This window comes from Clostridium sp. AF02-29, from assembly GCF_934835585.1.
In the GTDB taxonomy this organism is placed as follows: Bacteria; Bacillota; Clostridia; order Lachnospirales; family Lachnospiraceae; genus Otoolea; species Otoolea fessa.
This window is the reverse complement of record NZ_CAKVZK010000001.1, coordinates 1-19,791: the sequence shown is the minus strand read 5'-3', so window position 1 is coordinate 19,791 and position 19,791 is coordinate 1. Positions and strand designations below refer to the sequence as shown.

Here is a 19,791-nt window from a genome sequence, read left to right as displayed (position 1 = left end):
TCTTCTCGACTGAGATAAAAAATCAAAAAAAGCCATCTATCAGGAGGTATTCATATGTCAAAAACCGAAAAAGCAAAGGTATATTTTACAGATTTCCACACCATTGCATTTGGCGACGGTCTCCCTACCAAATTAAAAAAACTGATCCGTAAAGCCGGGATCGGTTCCATCGATATGGATGGTAAATTTGTCGCTATCAAGATGCACTTTGGTGAACTTGGAAATATCAGTTATCTGCGTCCGAATTATGCCAAAGCCGTTGTTGATGTCATCAAAGAGCTGGGCGGCAAACCATTTTTAACAGACTGCAATACGATGTATCCAGGCAGCCGCAAGAATGCGCTTGAGCACCTGGAATGCGCCTGGGAAAACGGATTTACCCCGTTGACTGTTGGATGTCCAATCATCATCGGTGATGGATTAAAAGGCACCGATGACATCGCTGTTCCGGTGGCCGGAGGCGAATACATCAAAGAAGCTAAGATCGGCCGCGCCGTCATGGACGCCGATGTCTTTATCAGCCTGACCCATTTCAAGGGACATGAGACGACCGGCTTCGGCGGCACGATCAAAAATATCGGCATGGGCTGCGGTTCTCGCGCCGGTAAGACCGATCAGCACAGCAGTGGAAAACCGCACGTCAAGGAAAAGCTCTGCCGGGGCTGCCGCCGCTGTCAGAAGGAATGTGCCAACGGCGGTCTCGTTTTCGATGAAGCCTCCAGAAAAATGCACGTGGATGCTGAGCACTGCGTCGGCTGCGGACGGTGTCTCGGCGCCTGCAATTTTGACGCAATCGAATTTGACAACAACGCAGCCAACGAGCTGTTAAACTGCCGTATGGCGGAATACACAAAAGCCGTTGTGGATGGACGTCCAAACTTCCATATTTCCCTGGTCGTTGACGTCTCCCCGAACTGCGACTGCCACGGTGAAAATGACGTACCGATCCTTCCAAATCTTGGTATGTTTGCTTCTTTCGATCCGCTGGCACTCGATCAGGCCTGTGTGGACGCCTGTCTGGCCGCTGCTCCGATGCCGGGCAGCCAGCTTGCAAAACATCTTGCTGATCCGGATTTCCACGATCACCATGACCATTTCACAAATTCCACACCAGAATCTGAGTGGAAAAGCTGCCTGGCACACGCGGAGAAGATCGGTCTGGGAAGCCGGGAGTATGAATTGATCACACTATAATAACATCAACCCCCTCTGCCAGCTGTGCCGCCGGTCTTTTTGCGGCCACAGAGCTGTGAAAAACGGAGCCGCCCCGGTCTTTTCTGCCGGTCGGCTCCGTTTTATGCTCTTCTTTATTTCTGAATCCAGACACCATTCGCATCGACTCTATATCCGTCCGGTGTCGTTCCATTGACAAACAATGCTCCGTCAGCACCCACATAATACCAGTATCCATTCGTCTGAATCCAGCGGCTCTTCGCCATAGCCCCGCTTTCGGTATAATAATGCCAGGAGCCGTTTACCATCTGCCAGTCACGCGCCATCCACGCATCTGCATGGAAATAGTATGTCTCCCCCTTGATCAGGAGACTCTCATTTGCCGCGTAGGTTCCGTTTGCTTTCAGGTATTTCCATTCATTTCCAAACTGCTGCCACGCACCGTCGCCCTGAGCAGCTGTATTGCCAGCTCCAGAGCTACCCGGTCCACCCTGGCTGCCGGAAGATGAGGTATTTGTACTGGTCGTATTGCCGGACGGCTTGCTGGAATTTGACGTACTGTTATCCGCCGCATCCGATACCGAGGTGTTCGTGCCAGCCGGTGTGCCGGATGCGCTTCCCGACACCGCAAAACCATAGTCCAGCAGCTTCTTCGTATCGTCATAATGAGTCTGCGAACTCTTTAAAATAACTGCAATCAGGCGCACGCCATTCCGCTCTGCACACGTTACCAGCGTGTTGCCTGCCAGGGAGGTATAACCGGTCTTTCCGCCTATGATTCCCTCATAATACTGGGAATTTGCCGGATTGAGCATCTTATGTCCCATCGTAAGCGTCCGCACCGTCGGCACGCTGGCAGTCGCCGGGAAATCGTAATGCAGGGTCGATGCAACCTGACGCACCGTCGCATTATTGAATGCAGCATTTGCAATCAGCGCCATATCATGTGCGGTTGTAAAATGGTTCGCATTATTCAGACCGTTCGGGTTTGCAAAATGCGTATGCGTGCATCCTAAGGACGCTGCCTTCTCATTCATCTTATCCGCAAACGCGCTGACACTGCCGGACACATGCTCCGCCAGTCCGTTTGCCACCTCATTTGCCGATTTTAAAAGCAGACCATAGAGACAGTCCTTAACCGTAAAGGTATCACCCGCCTTGACCTGCAACGTCACCGCGCCCGATTCCAGATTCGAAACTGCCGTCTGGGAAAAGGTTACCGTATCACTCAGATTACAGTTTTCCGCTACCAGAAGCGCCGTCATCAGCTTCGTGATGCTGGCTGGATAATACTGCGTATCCGCATTCTTGGAAAACAGGAACTGGTTGTGCGTCGCATCATAGAGCACTGCGCCCTGCGCTGCCACCGTCGGCTGAGCTGCATTCTGTAAAGTAACCGTTGCTCCCGAAGGAACTGCGCCGGAGACCGTGCCTCCTGCCGCCTGTCCCGGACCGGTCGCCCCGTCTGTCGCAGCAAATGCCGTCCATGACACAGACATCATAAGTGCCATTCCCAGGCAGAGGGAACGCACGGATTTTTTCCATTTATTCATCGTATATTGTCCTTCCTGTATGTATTTTCGCTTTTCTCCTACCCGCCAGCTCCCGCAAACGTAAAGTTACGTTCACTCATTGCGCGGACTTTAACGGATTTTGCCAGTGCTGCGCAGGTACAAATCATGCAAATCTGTCTTACATTTTACTTCATTTTAAGCGACAATACAAGTTGAAAGGAAAATTTGAAATTATTACAGATACTTCTTCCGCAGATCCGCCCCACTCTCTGCCGACAGATATGCCGGTGCCACATCAAAGACGGTCTTGCAGCCTTTCTGGCCTTCCTGGTTCATCTTGTATGCCGCGCGTGCGTATGCCACGATGATGGAGGAAGTAAATTCCGGGTTGGAATCCAGCTTTAAGCTGTACTCGATGATATGGTGGTTCTCCTTGTTCCAGCCGGTCTTGCCGCTGCGGAGTACGAAACCACCGTGCGGGAGACGGTTGTGATCGCGTTTCAGTTCTTCTTCGGTGATGAAATGAACCGTTGTGTCATAATCAGAAAAGTAATTCGGCATGGTCTTGATCTCATTCTCGATCTTTGCCTGATCCGCGCCCTCTTCTGCCACAACAAAGCACTCTCTGGTGTGTTTTTCGCGGGTGGTCAGCTCTGGGCTGCTGCCGCTTCTGACTGCCTCCAGTGCACTCTCAACTGGGATTGTGTACTGTCTGGCATCCTTGACGCCCTCGATCCGGCGGATCGCATCGGAATGTCCCTGGCTGACGCCCTTGCCCCAGAATGTATAATTTTCGCCCTCCGGCAGGCATGCAGCTGCATAGAGACGGTTCAGGGAGAACATACCCGGATCCCAGCCAACGGAGATGATGCCAACCTTTCCGGATTTCTGTGCGGACTCATCGACTGCTGCGAAATGCTCTGGAATCTTTGCATGGGTATCGAAGCTGTCCACTACGTTAAACCACTGTGCATATTTCGGGGTCTGGACCGGCAGATCCGTAGCCGAACCGCCGCAGAGAATCAAAACGTCGATCTCGTCTTTCTTCGCCTCTGCCTCATCTACATGATAAACCGGTACGCCCTCGGTCAGGATCTTGACCGTTTCCGGCGCACGCCGTGTAAATACTGCTTTCAGTTCCATATCCGGATTCTGGCGGATCGCACACTCCACGCCGCGTCCCAGATTTCCATATCCTAAAATTCCAACTCGGATACTCATAGATATTCCTCCTAAGGGTACAAAATTTGCCACGGATCCGGCTCTATTTTCCAGCTTACGTGATCCGATTTTACTTAAAAATTTCAAGTGTTCCCATTATACACTAGATCCGCCCGTTTTTCAATATAGGTGAGTTCACGCGTACAGGATACAAATTCTCATTTAATTCTCAACGAAAGCCTTATTCCAGCTCCTTCATTCCGGTATACAGCTCAAAATACCGCCCTTTCTGCGCCAGCAGATCTTCATGGTCGCCGCGCTCAATGATCTGCCCGTGCTCCAGCACCATGATCGCATTGGCGTTGCGGACTGTCGAAAGCCGGTGGGCGATGACAAAGGTCGTCCGGTCCGCCATCAGCCGGTCCATGCCGTGCTCGATGTGCTTCTCCGTCCGCGTATCGACCGAACTCGTCGCCTCATCCAGAATCAGGATCGGTGCTTTAGAAACTGCTGCCCGCGCAATGTTTAATAGCTGGCGCTGTCCCTGGCTTAAATTTGCACCGTCGCCCTCCAGCATCGTGTCATACCCATCCGGCAGACGCATGATAAAGGAATGCGCCGATGCCGTTTTTGCCGCCTCAACAACTTCTTCATCCGTGGCATCCAGCCGCCCGTATCGAATATTTTCCCGTACCGTGCCGGTAAAAAGATGCGTATCCTGCAGAACCATCGCGATATTTTCCCGCAGCTCCTTCCGGTGCATCCGGCGGACATCGACGCCGTCCACCGTGATCGAGCCGCCCTGTATATCATAAAAACGGTTGATCAGATTCGTAATCGTCGTTTTTCCGGCTCCCGTCGAGCCGACAAAGGCGATCTTCTGTCCCGGCTTCGCATAGAGCGAAATATCCTTCAAAATCACCTGCCCCGGCTCATAGCCGAAAGTCACATGGTCAAGCACCACCTCACCGCGGATCGGCGCGATCGAAACCGCATCCGGCGCATCTGCCGCCTCCGGTTCCGCATCCAGCACTGCAAACACGCGCTCCGCGCCTGCCAGCGCCGAAAATACGTTTCCAACCTGCATGGAAAGCTCGTTGATCGGTCTGGAAAATTGCCGCGAAAAGCCTAAAAATACGGTCAGTCCACCGACATCAAAGTTCCGGAACACACAGAGCAGACCGCCAATGCAGGCTGTCAGTCCATAATTTAACTGGCTTAAATTGTTCATGACCGGTCCCATCACACCGCCGAAAAACTGCGCCCGGATCTGTTTTTCTTTCAGATCCGCATTGAGCCATCCAAATTCTTCCTCTGCGATCTCCTCATGGCAGAATACCTTGACGACCTTCTGCCCCTGCACGGTCTCCTCAATATAGCCGTTCATCGCGCCAAGCGCCGCCTGCTGGGCAGAGAAATATTTCTGGCTCCGTCCGGCAACAAATTTACCGGCACGCAGCATCACCGGCATCATGGCAAGCGTAATCACCGTCAGCCACACGTTCGTGTAAATCATCAGCACCAACGTTCCCACAATACTGAGTGCACCGGATAAAAGCTGCACCAGCGTACTGCTGAGCATCATGCCGATCGTATCCACATCGTTTGTAAAACGGCTCATCAGATCGCCGTTGCTGCCGGTATCATAAAACCGGAGCGGAAGCGTCTGCATATGGTTAAACAGCTCTTCCCGCAGCCGCTGCAACGCGTTCTGCGCCACCTGCAGCATGATGCGCGACTGCATATAGGCAGCGGCAACGCTGACTAAATAAACCGCTCCCATCACGCACAGGGAACGGAACAGCCCCGCCACATCGCCCCGGCTGCCATCTAAAGGCACAATATACCGGTTGATGATCGGGCGCAGCATATAGGCGCCCGCCAGATTCGTCACCGTCCCCAGGATCACACAGAAAAAGGCGACTGTCATCGCCATCCGGTCGCGTTTTAAGTATGAAAGCAGGCGCAGCATCGTCTGACCGCCCGCCTTGGGCTTTCCGCCCTTCATGACCGCCATCCGTTCCGGTCCCCGGCGGCGTTTCGGCGCGTCGGCTATGCGGCTGCCATATCGGCGTTTCAGGCTTTCAATCTGTTTTTCATCCATCATGCCATCACCTCCCCGTCTGCCCGTTTTCCATATTGCGTCTCATAGATCTCCCGGTACGCCTCACAGGATGCCAGCAGCTTCTCCTGCGTTCCCTCTCCGATAATCCTGCCGTCCTCAAGGACGAGAATCCGATCCGCGTATTCCAGCGAACTCAGCCGCTGTGCGATAATAAATTTCGTCGTATCTTTCAAATCTTCCCGGAATGCCGTCCGGATCGCCGCCTCCGTTGCCGTATCGACCGCACTGGTGCTGTCGTCGAGAATCAGGATCTTCGGCTTCTTTAAGAGTGCCCTTGCGATGCACAGCCGTTGTTTCTGACCGCCGGATACATTGACGCCGCCCTGTCCCATCTCCGTTTTGTAGCCTTCGGCAAACGAATTCACAAAGGAATCTGCCTGCGCATACACTGCTGCCCGCCGCACTTCTTCCTCCGTCGCCGTCTCATCACCCCAGCGCAGGTTTTCCTCGATCGTGCCGGAAAACAGGACGTTTTTCTGTAAAACCATGCCAACGCCGTCCCGGAGATTTTTCAGGGAATACTCCCGCACATCGATACCATCCACCCGCACACTCCCCTCTGTCACATCATAGAGGCGGGGAATCAGCTGTACCAGCGACGTTTTTCCGCTTCCGGTCGCACCGAGGATGCCGATCGTCTCTCCCGGCTCTGCCGTCAGGCTGATGTGGGATAGAACCGGCTCACCGCCTTCGCGGTAGGAAAAGGAAACATCCTTAAATTCCACGCGTCCTTTCTCAACCTTCCGGTCCTTCTGTGATGCATTTTCATCGCTCAGATCAATCGGCTCATCCAGCACCTCATCGATTCGCCGGATGGACGCCATCGCGCGGGAACTCTGCAAAAATACCATTGAGAGCATCATAAGTGACATCAGAATCTGTACAATGTAGGTCGTAAATGCCGTCAGATCCCCGACCGCCATCCGTCCGCCGATAATCAGGTTTCCGCCGAACCAGACAACTGCCAGTGTCGTCACATTCATCGCGAACATCATGACCGGCATCGTCGCAATTACGATCTTCAGCGCCCGCAGCCCTGCCTCCTTGAGCTCCCGGTTCGTGTCGGCAAACCGCTTTTCCTCGTAGTCTTCCCGCACAAAGGATTTCACCACCCGCACGTTCGTCAGCACCTCCTGGATGCCGCTATTGAGCGTATCCAGCGCTTTCTGCATGGCCGTAAACCGCGGGTAGGCAGTCCGTAGGATCCAGACGATCGCCGCCGTCAGAAGCGGAATCACCACCAGGATGACAGCTGCCAGTTCCGCATTCATCCAGAACGCCATCACAAGCGCCCCCAGGAACATGCCCGGCGCGCGCAGCATCATCCGAAGTCCCATCATAATCAGGTTCTGTACCTGCTGGATATCGTTCGTCAGACGGGTTACCAGCGATCCCGTGCTGAACGTATCGATATTTTTAAATGAAAACTGCTGCACTCTGGCAAATAAGTCGCGGCGCAGATCGCTGGTAAAGGAAATCGACGCCTTCGCTGCAAAATATGCCCCCAGAATGCCGCCTGCCGCCATCAAAAAGGAGGTAATCGCCATCACAAGTCCCATTTTGAGAATGTATCCGCCGTCTTTCTGCGCCACGCCATGGTTAATAATCATCGACATAAATTTGGGCAGCAGAATCTCACCCAGCACCTCCGTTACCATCATGAGCGGTCCCAGAATAAAGGCGCTCTTATATGGCAGTATATATGATTTGTATCGTTTCCATTGCTTCACGCTTTTTCCTCCTGCCCGTTATTTCTGCAAATTTTTTATGGATTCTGTTCAAACAGCTCCATCAGTTCATTCTGGCTCAAATCGCCCAGTGAAACCATTCCCTCTGAAACCACCTGCGCCGCCAGCGCAAGTTTCGCATTCTGCAGCTTCAAAAGATTTTCTTCTATCGTATCCTTTAAGATCAGTTTGTATACCGTAACCGGCTTTTCCTGCCCGATCCGGTACGCGCGGTCGGTCGCCTGGTTCTGCGCTGCCACATTCCACCACGGATCGTAATGAATCACGATATCCGCCGCCGTCAGGTTGAGTCCCGTTCCCCCGGCTTTCAGGGAAATAAGGAACACCGGAACCTCATCCGAGGCAAACGCCTGCACCATCCGGCTGCGTTCTTCCTTCGGGGTCGCGCCGACCAGAAGATGGGACGAAATGCCCTCCTGTAAAAGGCGTTCCCGAATCCGCTCCAGCATCGAGGCAAACTGGGAAAAGAGCAGGATCTTATGTCCCGCCGCAGACGCCGATGCGATCAGCGAAACACAGGTCTCCAGCTTCGCCGATTCCCCCGTATAATCTTCAAAACAGAGTGCCGGATCGCAGCAGATCTGACGCAGCCGCATGAGCTGGGAAAGCACTTCCAATTTTCCATTACCCGACCACGCGCCGCCAGCCAGCGCCTCTTTCAGTTTCAACGCCGACGCCGTATAAAGCTTCTGCTGCCGCCCCGACGCCGCCGAATAAACGATCCTCTCTTCCTTGCCCGGAAGCTCCCGCAGCACATCCTTTTTCAAACGGCGCAGGACAAACGGTCCCGTCATCCGCCGCAATGCCATCAATGCTTCCGGATCCTGATTTTTCACGATTGGCAGCTCATACCTCTCACGAAACTTCCGGTAACTGTATAAAAATCCTGGCATCAGGAAATCAAAAATGCTCCAAAGCTCGCTGAGCCGGTTTTCCACCGGCGTTCCCGTCAGGGCGAAACGGACATTCGCCGAAATCTCCTTTACCGCCTTCGCTCCCTGTGTCTTTGCATTTTTAATGACCTGCGCCTCGTCAATAATCTCATATTCAAACGTGCGTCCCAGATACGCTGCCCGATCCCGTTTCAACAGATCATAGGACGTGATGATCACCTGCGCCCTCTCAGACGCCTCCATCCGCATCTGCTCCTCCAGCTGTTCCTGCCGTTCTTTCGCCGTCCCGGCAATCAGAAGCACGCGGATCTCCGGCGAAAACCGGGCAAATTCCTGTCCCCAGTTGTAGACGAGCGACGCCGGGCAGACGATCAAAGACGGAAGAGGTAATTCTGACCCACTGCCTTCATTTCCAGCCGCTTTCTGCTCGGTTTTTTCCTGATAAAATGCCGTCAGAAGCGCAATCACCTGCAGCGTTTTTCCCAGTCCCATATCATCTGCCAGGATCCCGCCGAAATGATACCGCGCCAGCGTCCGCATCCACGTATATCCGATCTTCTGGTATTCCCTCAGCGTCTTTTCCAGCACCGCCGGAACCGCATAGCTGACACTCTGCGCCGTTTTTAGATCGCGCACCATCATCCCGTAGGCTTCATCCCGCTGAAACAGTTTCATCCTGCCGTCGCCCGAGAGACTATCCAGATAAAAAGCACGGTAGGCAGGTATCTTCGCCTCCCCCGCCTGAAATTCACTCTTTGTCAGTCCCAGATCCGCAGTCAGACTGTCAAGCGCCTGCAGGCCGCCGCCCGAAAGCTGCAAAAATTCGCCATTTTTCATGCGGTAATATTTCTTTTTTTGGCGGTATTCACTGAGTACCTGCAAAAGCTCCGCCGGGTCGATTCCCGCCGTCTCAATCTTCAGATCCAGCCAGCCGCCTCCAAGAGAAACTCCCATCGACACTTCCGGCGGGGGCAGGACGCGCAGATGGCGGACAGACTCTGACAGCCATACCTCGCCCACCTCCTGAAACTGCGGCATTCCCTCGCTCAAAACCTGGTACAGTGCGTCTTCATCCCCGCGGATCACCAGCTCGCCGCTCTCATCCTCCCAGTAAGAGAAGTACCGCGTGATCAGGCGGCTGATATAAAATTCCGCCGGTACATCCCGGCAGATCTCCCGCGGAACATGCTCGTCCGCCAGCGGCGAAAACGTAAAATCTCCGTAGGAAAGCGTCGGACGCAGACGCAGCTCGTCCGGCGAATCACTGTCAAACTCAAACCGGGCTTTCAACGCCTCTGGGCGGTATTTCTCCCAATCGATCTCCGGGCTCTGCAAGATCCCAAGTGCCTCCATGCCTTCCAGCACCCGCGCATAAAAGAGCGGAATATCCCGGCTTCCAACCAGCAGCTCCCGCTTCTCTTTCCGGCTTCCGCACTCTCTTCCGCCCTGTTCCATCTGCTCCAGAAAAACGCCCATCGTTTCTGTATACAGTTCACTGCATCCAAACAGATGCAATCCATCTGCCACATACAGACGCTGTTCTCCCCGGAACGAAGTTAGAGCCGATGGAACCGTAACCGCAATTCCATCGCCCCTTGCTTCCACCTCCACCGGGAAACGCGGATCCCTGCGCTCAACCCGGCACACACATTCAGCACCTTTCTCGTCCTCCGTCTGGACTTCTTTTCCCTCTAAAAGATCAAACAGCCGATCCCTCGCTGCAGATCCCAGCGTTAACGCCCGCATCACTGGAAGCGGCAGCCCCGCATGACCGCGCATCTCCTCATAATGGCGTATGTAGGCGTCCGCCTCCTCCAGCAGAAGATCTAAAAATGGGCGGCTTTCCGGCGCAAAGGCAGACGGGACGTGTTCAAACGCCATGCCTTTTCCGTATTCCACCCGTTTTCCGCTGTGAACCGCCTGTGCAAATTCCAGCAGGTTTTTCACAATATACCGTTTTTCCCGTCCGATCCGTGCCTCCAAAAGCACTTCGCCGCGCCGGATCTGTAAATAGGGATGCAGATAGACCGGTTCCCGCTCTTCCTCGCCCAGAATCCGCGCTACTTCCCGGTTCGTGTACTCCCGGATCATCATCCGGATCTCCGGCGAAGTCGAAACCGGCAGTGTATGCTCGGCTTTCTGCTGGCGGGCAAACGCCTCCTGAAGCGCTTTTGCATGCACGCAGGGACCCCGGAATGAATTTCCCTCCGCACAAGAACAAGAGTAGTCATAGATCTGACTACCCTTGATAAAAATTCTTGTCTGATATACCTTTGTCTCATCCTCAATCTGTCCCTGTACCCGTACTTCGCCCTTCCAGAAGGTATCTACGGACATTTTTATTATTTTCATGAGGATTCCTCCATATTACAGATTACATGTGTTCCGGCGATTCCATTCCGAGCAGATCCATACAGGTATCCAGCACCCGCTTGGTCAGCGTGATCAGACTGATAAAGGCTGCCTGCTTCGCTGCGTCCTCCTCGGAGAGGATCTTATTTTCCAGATAGAATGCATTGAACGCATCCGCCACTGCCGCCATGTATTGGCAGAGCTTATGCGGCGCCGTCTCGTAGAATGCAGATTCTGTCACCTCGCCGAAACGGCAGAGCGCCATCTGAAGTGCTTTCTCTGTCTCGCTCTCAGCCGGACGGATCGGAACCACTTTAGCATCCGCACCGCGCAGTTCCTTGTATTTCTCCAGAATGGACTTGATGCGGACGATCATATACTGGATATGTGGACCTGTATTTCCCTCAAAGGAAATAAAGCGGTCTACATCGAAAATGTAATCTTTGGTCGCCTGATTCGAAAGATCGGCATATTTAAGTGCCGCCAGACCGACAATCTCCGCCGTGCGTGTCATCTCGTCCGCCGGAACCTTCTGCTTCTCCTGAATCTTCTCATATACCTTCTCATCGATATTCTTGATCAGGTGCTCCAGACGCATAACACCGCCCTCACGTGTCTTGAACGGACCACCGTCCTTGCCGTTCATCGTACCGAAGCCCAAGAAGATCATCGGCGTATCTTCTTTGACGATGCCCGCTTTCTTCGCCACACGGAATACCTGGATAAAATGAAGCTCCTGGCGCTTGTCTACGACGTAAATGTAGCGGTCCGGATGGAAATCCTGCTCACGTTCGATGATCGTCGCCAGATCGGAAGTCGCATACAGCGCCGCACCGTCGGATTTGCGGACGATACAAGGCGGATATTCCTTCGCATCCCCTTCCTGTGCGATATCGACAACCAGCGCGCCATCGCTCTCATAGGCGAGACCTTTTTTCTGTAAATCCTCGATCAGTCCCGGAATATATGGCTGCGCATCGCTCTCGCCCTTCCAGAGGTCGAACGATACATTTAAATTGCCATAGTTCTTTTTCAGATCCTTCAAGGACACGTTCATGATGTGCTTCCAGATCGCATGGAACGGTGCATAGCCACTCTGCAGTTTGAAGGTTGCCTGCTGTGCCCGCTCACGGAATGCCGCATCTACCTTGGATTTCGCGCTCGCTGCCGGATAGATATCCTCCAGCTCGGAAATCGTAAATGGCGGCTCCGACGGATACTCGCCGGTATAATCCGGGTCAAAATATACCAGATCCGGCTGACGGTCATGCAGCTCCTCGATGATCAGTCCCATCTGCAATCCCCAGTCACCCAGATGCACATCGCTGATGACATGGTGTCCCATATAGCGGCTGATGCGCTTGATGCTCTCTCCGATGACCGCGGAACGTAAGTGTCCGACATGCAGTGGTTTTGCTACATTGGCTCCGCCGTAATCGATGATGATCGTCTCCGGCTTCTTAGCTGCGTTGAGTCCCAGCTTTTCATCCTCTGCCACCTGCTGTACATAGGATGCCAGGTAGCACGGATTCAGGCGGATATTGATAAATCCAGGCATCACGGCGTTGATCTCAGAAAACATCTTGCTTCCGGCTGTCTTTTCCACCACCTCATTGGCAATATCGATCGGTTTCTTTTTATACGCTTTGGCAGCTGCCATCGCGCCGTTACACTGATACTCGCAGAGATCCGGGCGGTTTGATACCGTCACGCGGATATACTTCTCATCGTACCCGCAGCCGGTAAACGCCGGTTTCAGTTCTTCCACGATCAAATCTAAAATCGTTTTCATACTAGATTCCCTTTCATAATTTATATCGTATATTATATATCCTTCCGCATTGCTTTTTTCACATCCTTGCGGAACTGCTTCCAGGCATCCTCATGATCCACGAAATACTTCGGGCACGCCTTTCCAGTCACGTCATAATGACGGATCACGTCTTTCGGACTTAAATCGAGCTGCTTGCACAGCCATGCAGTCAGTTTTACCAGCGAGTCATATGTCTCGTCTGTGAACTTTCCGTCTGCCGCCGGATGGCAGCACTCAATCGAAACGGTGTCCGCATTCCTCTCATTGGAGGCATATGCCTTCTCCCCGACCGGAACGCACTCAATGATCTCGCCGTCCAGACCGATCACGAAATTGCTGCTGACGGAAACAGTGTTACTGCCGCTCTGATCTTTCAACCCCTCAAAATAATCATGGTTCTGCTGTGCCGTCGTCCCAGGATTTGCCACATAGTGAATCACGATCCCGTTGATGACCGGGATATTCGTCCCCGGTCTGGAATATCGGTTGACCGTGAGAAGCTGCTCATCAACCCAGTTTGGCATCTCGATCGTGGACGGATCGATCAGCTTGCGGATCATTTTCCCGCGCAGCGTCCAGCCTGTTCCCGCACCCAGGAGGAAAATAAGCAGACACAAAAGCAGCCGCATCATCACACGGCGCTTCTTCTGCTGCCTCGTCCGCTCCCGGCGGATTGCCGTCTGCCTGCCGGATGTACGCCTCTTCCTGCCACCAGGTCTGCGCCCCGGCTCATCCTCTTCCCCCAGACGCAGACGGTCTTCTCTTCCGTTCTCCATATTTATCACTCCCCATGAGCACCGCTCACTCCGAACCCGCTCTCTGAGATGAACCAACGGACGCGTCATAGACGCCTCCCCGATATGTTAAGCAAAAAAACTGTTGTAAAATCTCGACGTTTCCTCCGGATCTTACAACAGTTTCTCTGCTTGCTACTGTTCATGCGCTGCATAACCAGCAAAGGAAAATGCCTGCCACAAACAGTAATCTCTGTTTCCAGTCAGAAACCTGTCAGTGACACGACTGCCTCCCCACAAGGGTACAAACGGTATCGTGAAGACCTTTCTGACGTATATGTTATAACTTAGACTCTGGACAGATATTCACCAGTACGTGTATCGATCTTGATCTTATCGCCCTGGTTTACGAATAACGGTACATATACAGTAGCGCCAGTCTCTACAACTGCCGGTTTGGTAGCGCCTGTAGCGGTATCGCCCTTGAAGCCCGGCTCTGTATCTGTGATCTCAAGCTCTACGAACAGCGGCGGTTCTACGGAGAATACCTTGCCGTTGTAAGAACAGATCTTGCACATCTCGTTCTCTTTTACGAACTTGAGTGCGTCGCCGATTGTCTCCTGGTTTAAAGCTACCTGCTCATATGTGTTTACATCCATGAAGTTGTATAAGTCGCCATCGGAATACAGATACTGCATATCAACTCTGTCGATTCTGGCAGACGGGAACTTCTCGGTCGGACGGAAGGTTTTCTCTACAACGCCGCCATTCATTACGTTCTTAATTTTAGTACGTACGAACGCAGCTCCCTTTCCCGGTTTTACGTGCTGAAATTCCATGATCTGGTATACGTTGCCATCAATCTCCAGTGTGATGCCGTTTCTAAAATCGCCCGCTGATATCATAAATGATGCTCCTCCTTGAAAATACTCGCTTTATCTTTTTTATTTTATACTATAAAATCCTCTTTTTCAACTACTTTTTTGAAAACACAGGGCACATCATGTCAATTCCGCCCCTTATTTTTCTAAAATTGCCGATATTTTTTCTGAAAACAACTGATTTTTCACCGTTTCCGGCACTCCTGTCAGCATCCGGTTCTGCCGCCTGGCAAGCTCTTTCAAACCGTTCAAAAACACCCGGCTACAAACTTCCGCTATTTTTTTCCTGTCTTCTCACATAGAACCACAGGACAATTTTCTCCAGATACCGCTTTAACACGATCTGGATCTCTTCCTTCGGATTGATCGGCTTTACAAGAATCGAATAGATGCCTGTCCGCCTCGCCCCGTACACATCCGTAAAGAGCTGATCCCCGACAAACATCGTCGAGCGCTCGCCCGTTCCCATCCGGCGCATCGCCTGTCTGTATCCGCTGCGCTTCGGTTTTCTGCCCTTGTAAATATAATCCGAATCTACCTGTCCGGCAAACGGGGCGACCCGCGCCTCCTTATTATTCGAGAGCAGACAGGTGTGGAACCCTATCGCCCGCAAACGTTCAAACAGCTGTACTGCCCGCTCGTCCGCCGGGGCACCGTGCGGCACCAGCGTATTGTCAATATCAAATATGATACCCCGCATTCCCTTCTGATAAAACTGCTCATACGGGATATCATACGCAGAATCCAGCCATTCATCCGGATAAAACGCATTTCCCATCATCTGGTCTCTTCCCCGTTCTTTCCAGACTCGTACGACGGCACATTCCGCTGCTGTATCTTCTGCAGTTCCTCCATAAATGTATCGACGTCTTTAAACTCCCGGTATACCGATGCAAACCGCACATAGGTAACCACATCCAGATCCTTTAACCGCTCCATCACAAGTTCCCCGATCACCGCGGTCGAGATCTCCCGTTCTTCCCGGTTAAATAAATTGTTTTCCACATCGTCGATCAACGCCGAAATCTGTCCCTGAGAGACTGGGCGCTTGTGGCAGGAATGCAGGATTCCTGCCTCTATCTTCGCCCGGTCGTACATCTCCCGGGTATTATCCTTTTTGACAACCATCAGAGGGATCGTCTCAAGTTTTTCATATGTGGTAAAACGCTTTCCACAAGTCTCGCACTGTCTCCGGCGTCTGATAGAACTGTTGTCATCCGCAGGCCGTGAATCGATTACTTTCGTGTCAGCCGCGTTGCAAAATGGACACTTCAATCGCTCTTCCCCTTTTCTGGTTTTATTGATATGCCCCCGCCAAGTTTTCATAACATATCATACTTATTATAATATCGCAGGAAGTGCGCTTCTGCAAGCAGAAGTTTTCCGCTATTCTTTCTTTTCTCTCTCTTCTTTCAGCCTCACCAGAATAATGTCATCCCCTATCTGGCAGATGTCGCAGAATGGAATTATGTACTCTTTTTCCCGCCCCAGAAAGCCCCAGACACAGCCCGGTCCCGGCACGATGATTGCAAGCATTTTTCCCGTGCTGATGTCAAAATCGACGTCGCCCACAAAACCAAGGCGCTTGCAATCTTTTACATTTATAACTTCCCGCTGTTTGAGTTCACAGATACGCATAGACATAAACCTCCCGGATCCTTCTGTAATCAAAATATGTACAAAAGGACCGGGAGGTTCTTCCTGGACAGGTATTTCTATCTACTTTTATTTCGTAACTTCTGATAACGTCACGCTGTCAAAATGCAGCGTATAATCAATCAGATGCGGCTGGCTCATCGCCACCGTCAAGGCACTGACCGCTACATCCTCATCCAGCATTACCGGAATCTGGAATTCGGAATTGCCCTCGGTCTGGATTGGATCATACTGCACGTCATCCACCAGCATATACTCATAGTTCGGGCTGCTCCAGACAATATCGGCCGTCACCTTTCCATCCTTGACGATAATGGTCGCCGGGCTGTCCACCGATGCTCTGCCGGAACCTCCCTGCAGGGTTACCTCACAGGTATAAGTGCCGTCTGCCACATCTGCAGTCTGCCCTGCCGGTTTCTGGGCATCTGCCGCATCATCGCTATTCTCCGTCTCGGATGATGCCGCTTCCGCGTCCTCTGCCTCTCCGGAAACCGGATTTTCTACCCTTACTTTGTGGTCGTACCAGGTGCCTTTCTTACCAATCAGAGCCAAGTCAAATTCTTCTCCGAGCGCCGGAACCGGCACATCGAAGCCGTTGACCTCCTCGCTCAGACCGTCGCTGTAAGTAACCGTGTCTACGGTTGGCTGCAGCCAACCGGCTTCATCTTCCTTTGCCTCGTCCGCAGTACCCAGATACAGGTTCACGATGTTTTTCGAGGTCAGGCTAATATGAAGTGTCGCCTCGCCATCCTTGACCGTCAGGACACCTTTTCCATTTTTCGATTCATTGACCTTGAACATACTGCTGTCCGTCTTAAAATCGACGGTGTAGACGCCGTCTGCAAGGTCAATGCTGCTTTTCTGTTCGACATTCTCGGTTTCTGCGCTCTCTGTCTGCGCCACGGTGTCGGCTGCGTCCTGTTTCTGTCCTCCGCACGCTCCGAGAAGAGCGGCAGCAAGCAGAAGCGCCGCTAAATTTAATTTCTTTTTCATATACATTATTCCGAAATAGACTCAATGGCTGTCCGTGTATGAGCAACATAGAATGATTCTACCGCTTTAATTCTGCCCAGACCGGAAATCTGAGTATCTACCTTGTCAAACGCACCTGATGCCTCAAACTGGCTCTTCCAGGAATCATCATCATCGCCTGCCATATCGTTGTTTGCGTGATCACCTGCAACTACCATCAGCGGACGAAGAACGACGTTCTTATAACCAGCTGCCTTCACTGCCTCGATAACAGACTCACAGGAAGTCTCTTCCGGCTCGCCCTCTACGGTACCGATAAATACGTTGCTATATCCAAGATTCTGCATCTGGGTCTGCATCTGGCTGTAGGTTACCTTTGCAACGTGTGCGGTACCATGACCCATCAGAACGAATGCGGTTCCCTGATCGGCTGCGTCAGCTGCATCTTTAAAACCAGCTTCCGAAGCTTCTTCTGCTACAACTGCTTTTGCAACTGCCTCTTTATCTGCATTGATAACGGCTGCATCGTCGCCAACCTCACCTAACAGCGGCTCTGCGACAGCTACCTGCTCGAATTTATCCTGATACTTCTCGATCGCCTCAACCATCTCGTCGTACTCAGCACCGTGCATGAGGTGGGTCGGCTGGACAACCAGCTCTTTAACTCCGTTCTCCACGGCTCGCTCCAGTGCCTGATCCATATTGTCGATGCACTCGCCGTCACGAGCCTCAACGTGGTTGATAATGATCTGTGCGGTAAACGCACGGCGGACTGCCCAATCCGGGAATGCATCCTGGATGGAATCCTCGATACTCTTGATATCTTTCACACGGCTGTCGTTGAAGGAAGTACCAAAGCTGACTACCAGGATCTCCTTGTCTCCAATCTCATCCTGATTGCGCGGATCGTCCAGGCTCGCGTCGCCGGTATCACGACCAAAATAATCTGGATCTGCGTTCTCGCCTTCTACCAGCTCCTTCTGCTCGTCAGTCAGGGCATCCCATGCCTCTTTGGCTGCCTTGCACTGCTCATCCGTGTCATCGGTGCGCTCCTGTACATAGATGTCATCGATCAGCTTTGCCACCTTATCTGCTGCTTCCTGATCGGAATCGGCGCTCTCAGCTGCCTCGGTCTCTGCCTCAGAAGCCGCCTCCGTCGAGGTTGCCTGGCTGGATGTACTGCCGCCGCAGGCTCCAAGCAATACGGACATCGTAACTGCCGCTGCACTTACAACTACTTTTTTGTTTTTTCTCATGTTTTCCTCCTTGTGTGACTCGCACAAAAATAGTTTTAACCGATATGTTCACGACAGCCGGCAGGTTTCCTGGCTTTCGGGTCATCATGCACGCCGCGCCTTCTCACTTTCGCAATGGCATCTGCAGCGCCACTCTCCGGTTCACAGTGACGAGATCGCACAGGTTTTGCACCTGTTTCCCTTTTACCCCCTGTCCACGCCTGCCAATCCGAGCAATCTGACTGGTCTGGCACAAACAGCGGCACCCACTGCCCATATCAGCTTGTTTCATTATAGATGGGGTATGTTTAAAAGTCAATTTATCCTGGAAATTATATTGAAAAAGAATGTGCCTTGGCACATTCTCGCGCCAAGCGCGGTCGCTTGCGACATGTTTCTGCTTCGCGCGAGTGCGCATCATTGGCACGTTAGTGCCTTTTTGTGTAATAGGGAGTTCCAAGGAATTTCCTGTTACACAAAAAAGCACCTCTCATCCGGATAAAAGGTGCTCTCCTCCTCTTAATGATTTTATATCTTTTATGGCATAAATTTCCGGTAAATCGAAATAATTTTCTCATCCTTCACCGTCACAGCCGTGTTGTATGGCTTAAACTCCCCGATCAGCCGATCACGGATCGCGAATAATTCTTCCGCGGTATACACCTGCGGCGGTGTATCCGGGTCAGAATCATCTGTCAGGACAAAGTTCTCATCCATCTGCAGCGTAACCTCTCCCAGCTTATGGTAACTTCTCCCAACTACCATCTCCGAGCCATACAAGGAATCCTCCTCTACCATTCTCAGCTCTTCTCCCCCCTGTGCCGGACCGCCATTGATCTCGATCCGCCCAGACTCCTGTCGGTCAATCGAAGTAATGAGACATTCTTTCCCATCGATGCGCAGCGTATCTCCCGCCTGCAGTTCATCGATATCTGCCTTATGAAAATGCTCATAGTCATAAACCGTCAATGTGATGATAACATTGCTTTCATCCTGATGGATCTGCCGCGGTTTGAACCCAGCTGCAAAGGTACAGTTGTCAAAACGCGTCATATTGAGGGTTTCCCGGACTGGTTCAACCGTGAGCGGTTCCGTCCGCTCAGTTTCCTGCGTTTTATCCCGTTCGGGCTGCTCCTGCGCCTGAGCATTTTCAGCCACAGCCTCGCGGATCGCCCCCTGGCTCTCCTCATCGACAGCCCCTTCCTGTGTGGCTGTCTCCGATGCCGCGCCCGCACAGGCGGTCATCCATACACTCATCCCAAGTGCTGCGGCGATCCATGTTTGTTTCAATCGTCTCATGTTTGCTGCCGCCCCTTTTCGGCTTCTCCTTTTTCCTGGCATTTTCGTAACTGTTCAGTACCTTCACAGTCACGCGCAAAAATCCATCAAAAATTGCCTACGGCAATGGGATTTTTGCCTGCTGGCCCATGTTTTCGTACGGTCAGCGCAGTAAATGCGCAGACCTACTGAACTGTTACACATTTTCGTAACTGTTCAGTACCTTCACAGTCACGCGCAAAAATCCATCAAAAAT

At 52.3% G+C, this 19,791-nt stretch carries 15 protein-coding genes and 1 riboswitch; of the genes, 1 reads left to right on the top strand and 14 read right to left on the bottom strand.

Features of this window, described 5'->3' with window-relative positions; translation table 11 throughout:
• Nucleotides 1-54: 54 nt before the first annotated feature.
• Complete coding sequence (locus PUQ60_RS00075) at nucleotides 55-1,194, top strand: DUF362 domain-containing protein (protein ID WP_273379060.1); 1,140 nt, start codon at nucleotides 55-57, stop codon at nucleotides 1,192-1,194.
• A 113-nt stretch (nucleotides 1,195-1,307) separates the two neighbouring features.
• Here PUQ60_RS00075 and PUQ60_RS00070 read toward each other — a convergent pair whose 3' ends face one another.
• From PUQ60_RS00070 to PUQ60_RS00005, 14 genes are all read right to left on the bottom strand, one after another.
• Nucleotides 1,308-2,726 carry a serine hydrolase gene (locus tag PUQ60_RS00070; protein ID WP_273482791.1) on the bottom strand — a complete coding sequence of 473 codons (1,419 nt, stop codon included), beginning with the start codon at nucleotides 2,724-2,726 and terminating at the stop codon, nucleotides 1,308-1,310.
• 195 nt (nucleotides 2,727-2,921) lie between these two features.
• Nucleotides 2,922-3,908, bottom strand: a complete 987-nt coding sequence (locus tag PUQ60_RS00065; RefSeq protein WP_117795607.1) for a diaminopimelate dehydrogenase — start codon at nucleotides 3,906-3,908, stop codon at nucleotides 2,922-2,924.
• Between the two features lie 181 nt (nucleotides 3,909-4,089).
• On the bottom strand, nucleotides 4,090-5,955 hold the full coding sequence (locus PUQ60_RS00060; RefSeq protein WP_273379052.1) for an ABC transporter ATP-binding protein: 1,866 nt from the start codon (nucleotides 5,953-5,955) through the stop codon (nucleotides 4,090-4,092).
• On the bottom strand, nucleotides 5,952-7,634 hold the full coding sequence (locus PUQ60_RS00055) for an ABC transporter ATP-binding protein (protein ID WP_337377171.1): 1,683 nt from the start codon (nucleotides 7,632-7,634) through the stop codon (nucleotides 5,952-5,954). Before PUQ60_RS00055 ends, PUQ60_RS00060 begins: the two co-directional genes overlap by 4 nt.
• 104 nt (nucleotides 7,635-7,738) lie before the next feature.
• A complete protein-coding gene (locus PUQ60_RS00050) occupies nucleotides 7,739-10,966 on the bottom strand; it encodes an SNF2 helicase associated domain-containing protein (protein WP_273379050.1) in 3,228 nt (1,075 codons plus the stop codon).
• A gap of 22 nt (nucleotides 10,967-10,988) precedes the next feature.
• Nucleotides 10,989-12,758: an arginine--tRNA ligase gene (gene argS / locus PUQ60_RS00045; RefSeq protein WP_022358738.1), complete on the bottom strand. Its 1,770-nt coding sequence runs from the start codon at nucleotides 12,756-12,758 to the stop codon at nucleotides 10,989-10,991.
• Between the two features lie 32 nt (nucleotides 12,759-12,790).
• Entirely contained in the window at nucleotides 12,791-13,555 is a 765-nt protein-coding gene (locus tag PUQ60_RS00040; protein ID WP_273379044.1) for an N-acetylmuramoyl-L-alanine amidase, read from the bottom strand.
• Between the two features lie 305 nt (nucleotides 13,556-13,860).
• A complete protein-coding gene (gene efp, locus PUQ60_RS00035; protein WP_022358740.1) occupies nucleotides 13,861-14,418 on the bottom strand; it encodes an elongation factor P in 558 nt (185 codons plus the stop codon).
• Between the two features lie 238 nt (nucleotides 14,419-14,656).
• Nucleotides 14,657-15,172, bottom strand: coding sequence for a YqeG family HAD IIIA-type phosphatase (locus tag PUQ60_RS00030; protein WP_273381527.1), 516 nt, complete (start codon nucleotides 15,170-15,172; stop codon nucleotides 14,657-14,659).
• Nucleotides 15,172-15,669, bottom strand: a complete 498-nt coding sequence (gene nrdR / locus PUQ60_RS00025; protein ID WP_118472763.1) for a transcriptional regulator NrdR — start codon at nucleotides 15,667-15,669, stop codon at nucleotides 15,172-15,174. The genes PUQ60_RS00030 and nrdR overlap by 1 nt, the downstream gene beginning before the upstream one ends.
• Nucleotides 15,670-15,780: 111 nt before the next feature.
• Nucleotides 15,781-16,032, bottom strand: a complete 252-nt coding sequence (locus tag PUQ60_RS00020; RefSeq protein WP_106999996.1) for a YlmC/YmxH family sporulation protein — start codon at nucleotides 16,030-16,032, stop codon at nucleotides 15,781-15,783.
• Nucleotides 16,033-16,119: 87 nt separating this feature from the next.
• Nucleotides 16,120-17,043, bottom strand: coding sequence for a hypothetical protein (locus tag PUQ60_RS00015; protein ID WP_273400960.1), 924 nt, complete (start codon nucleotides 17,041-17,043; stop codon nucleotides 16,120-16,122).
• A gap of 5 nt (nucleotides 17,044-17,048) precedes the next feature.
• On the bottom strand, nucleotides 17,049-18,278 hold the full coding sequence (locus PUQ60_RS00010) for a sirohydrochlorin cobaltochelatase (protein WP_118472761.1): 1,230 nt from the start codon (nucleotides 18,276-18,278) through the stop codon (nucleotides 17,049-17,051).
• A gap of 41 nt (nucleotides 18,279-18,319) precedes the next feature.
• A riboswitch (cobalamin riboswitch) is annotated at nucleotides 18,320-18,497 on the bottom strand.
• Nucleotides 18,498-18,794: 297 nt separating this feature from the next.
• On the bottom strand, nucleotides 18,795-19,556 hold the full coding sequence (locus PUQ60_RS00005; RefSeq protein WP_273381172.1) for a hypothetical protein: 762 nt from the start codon (nucleotides 19,554-19,556) through the stop codon (nucleotides 18,795-18,797).
• Between the last annotated feature and the right edge of the window lie 235 nt (nucleotides 19,557-19,791).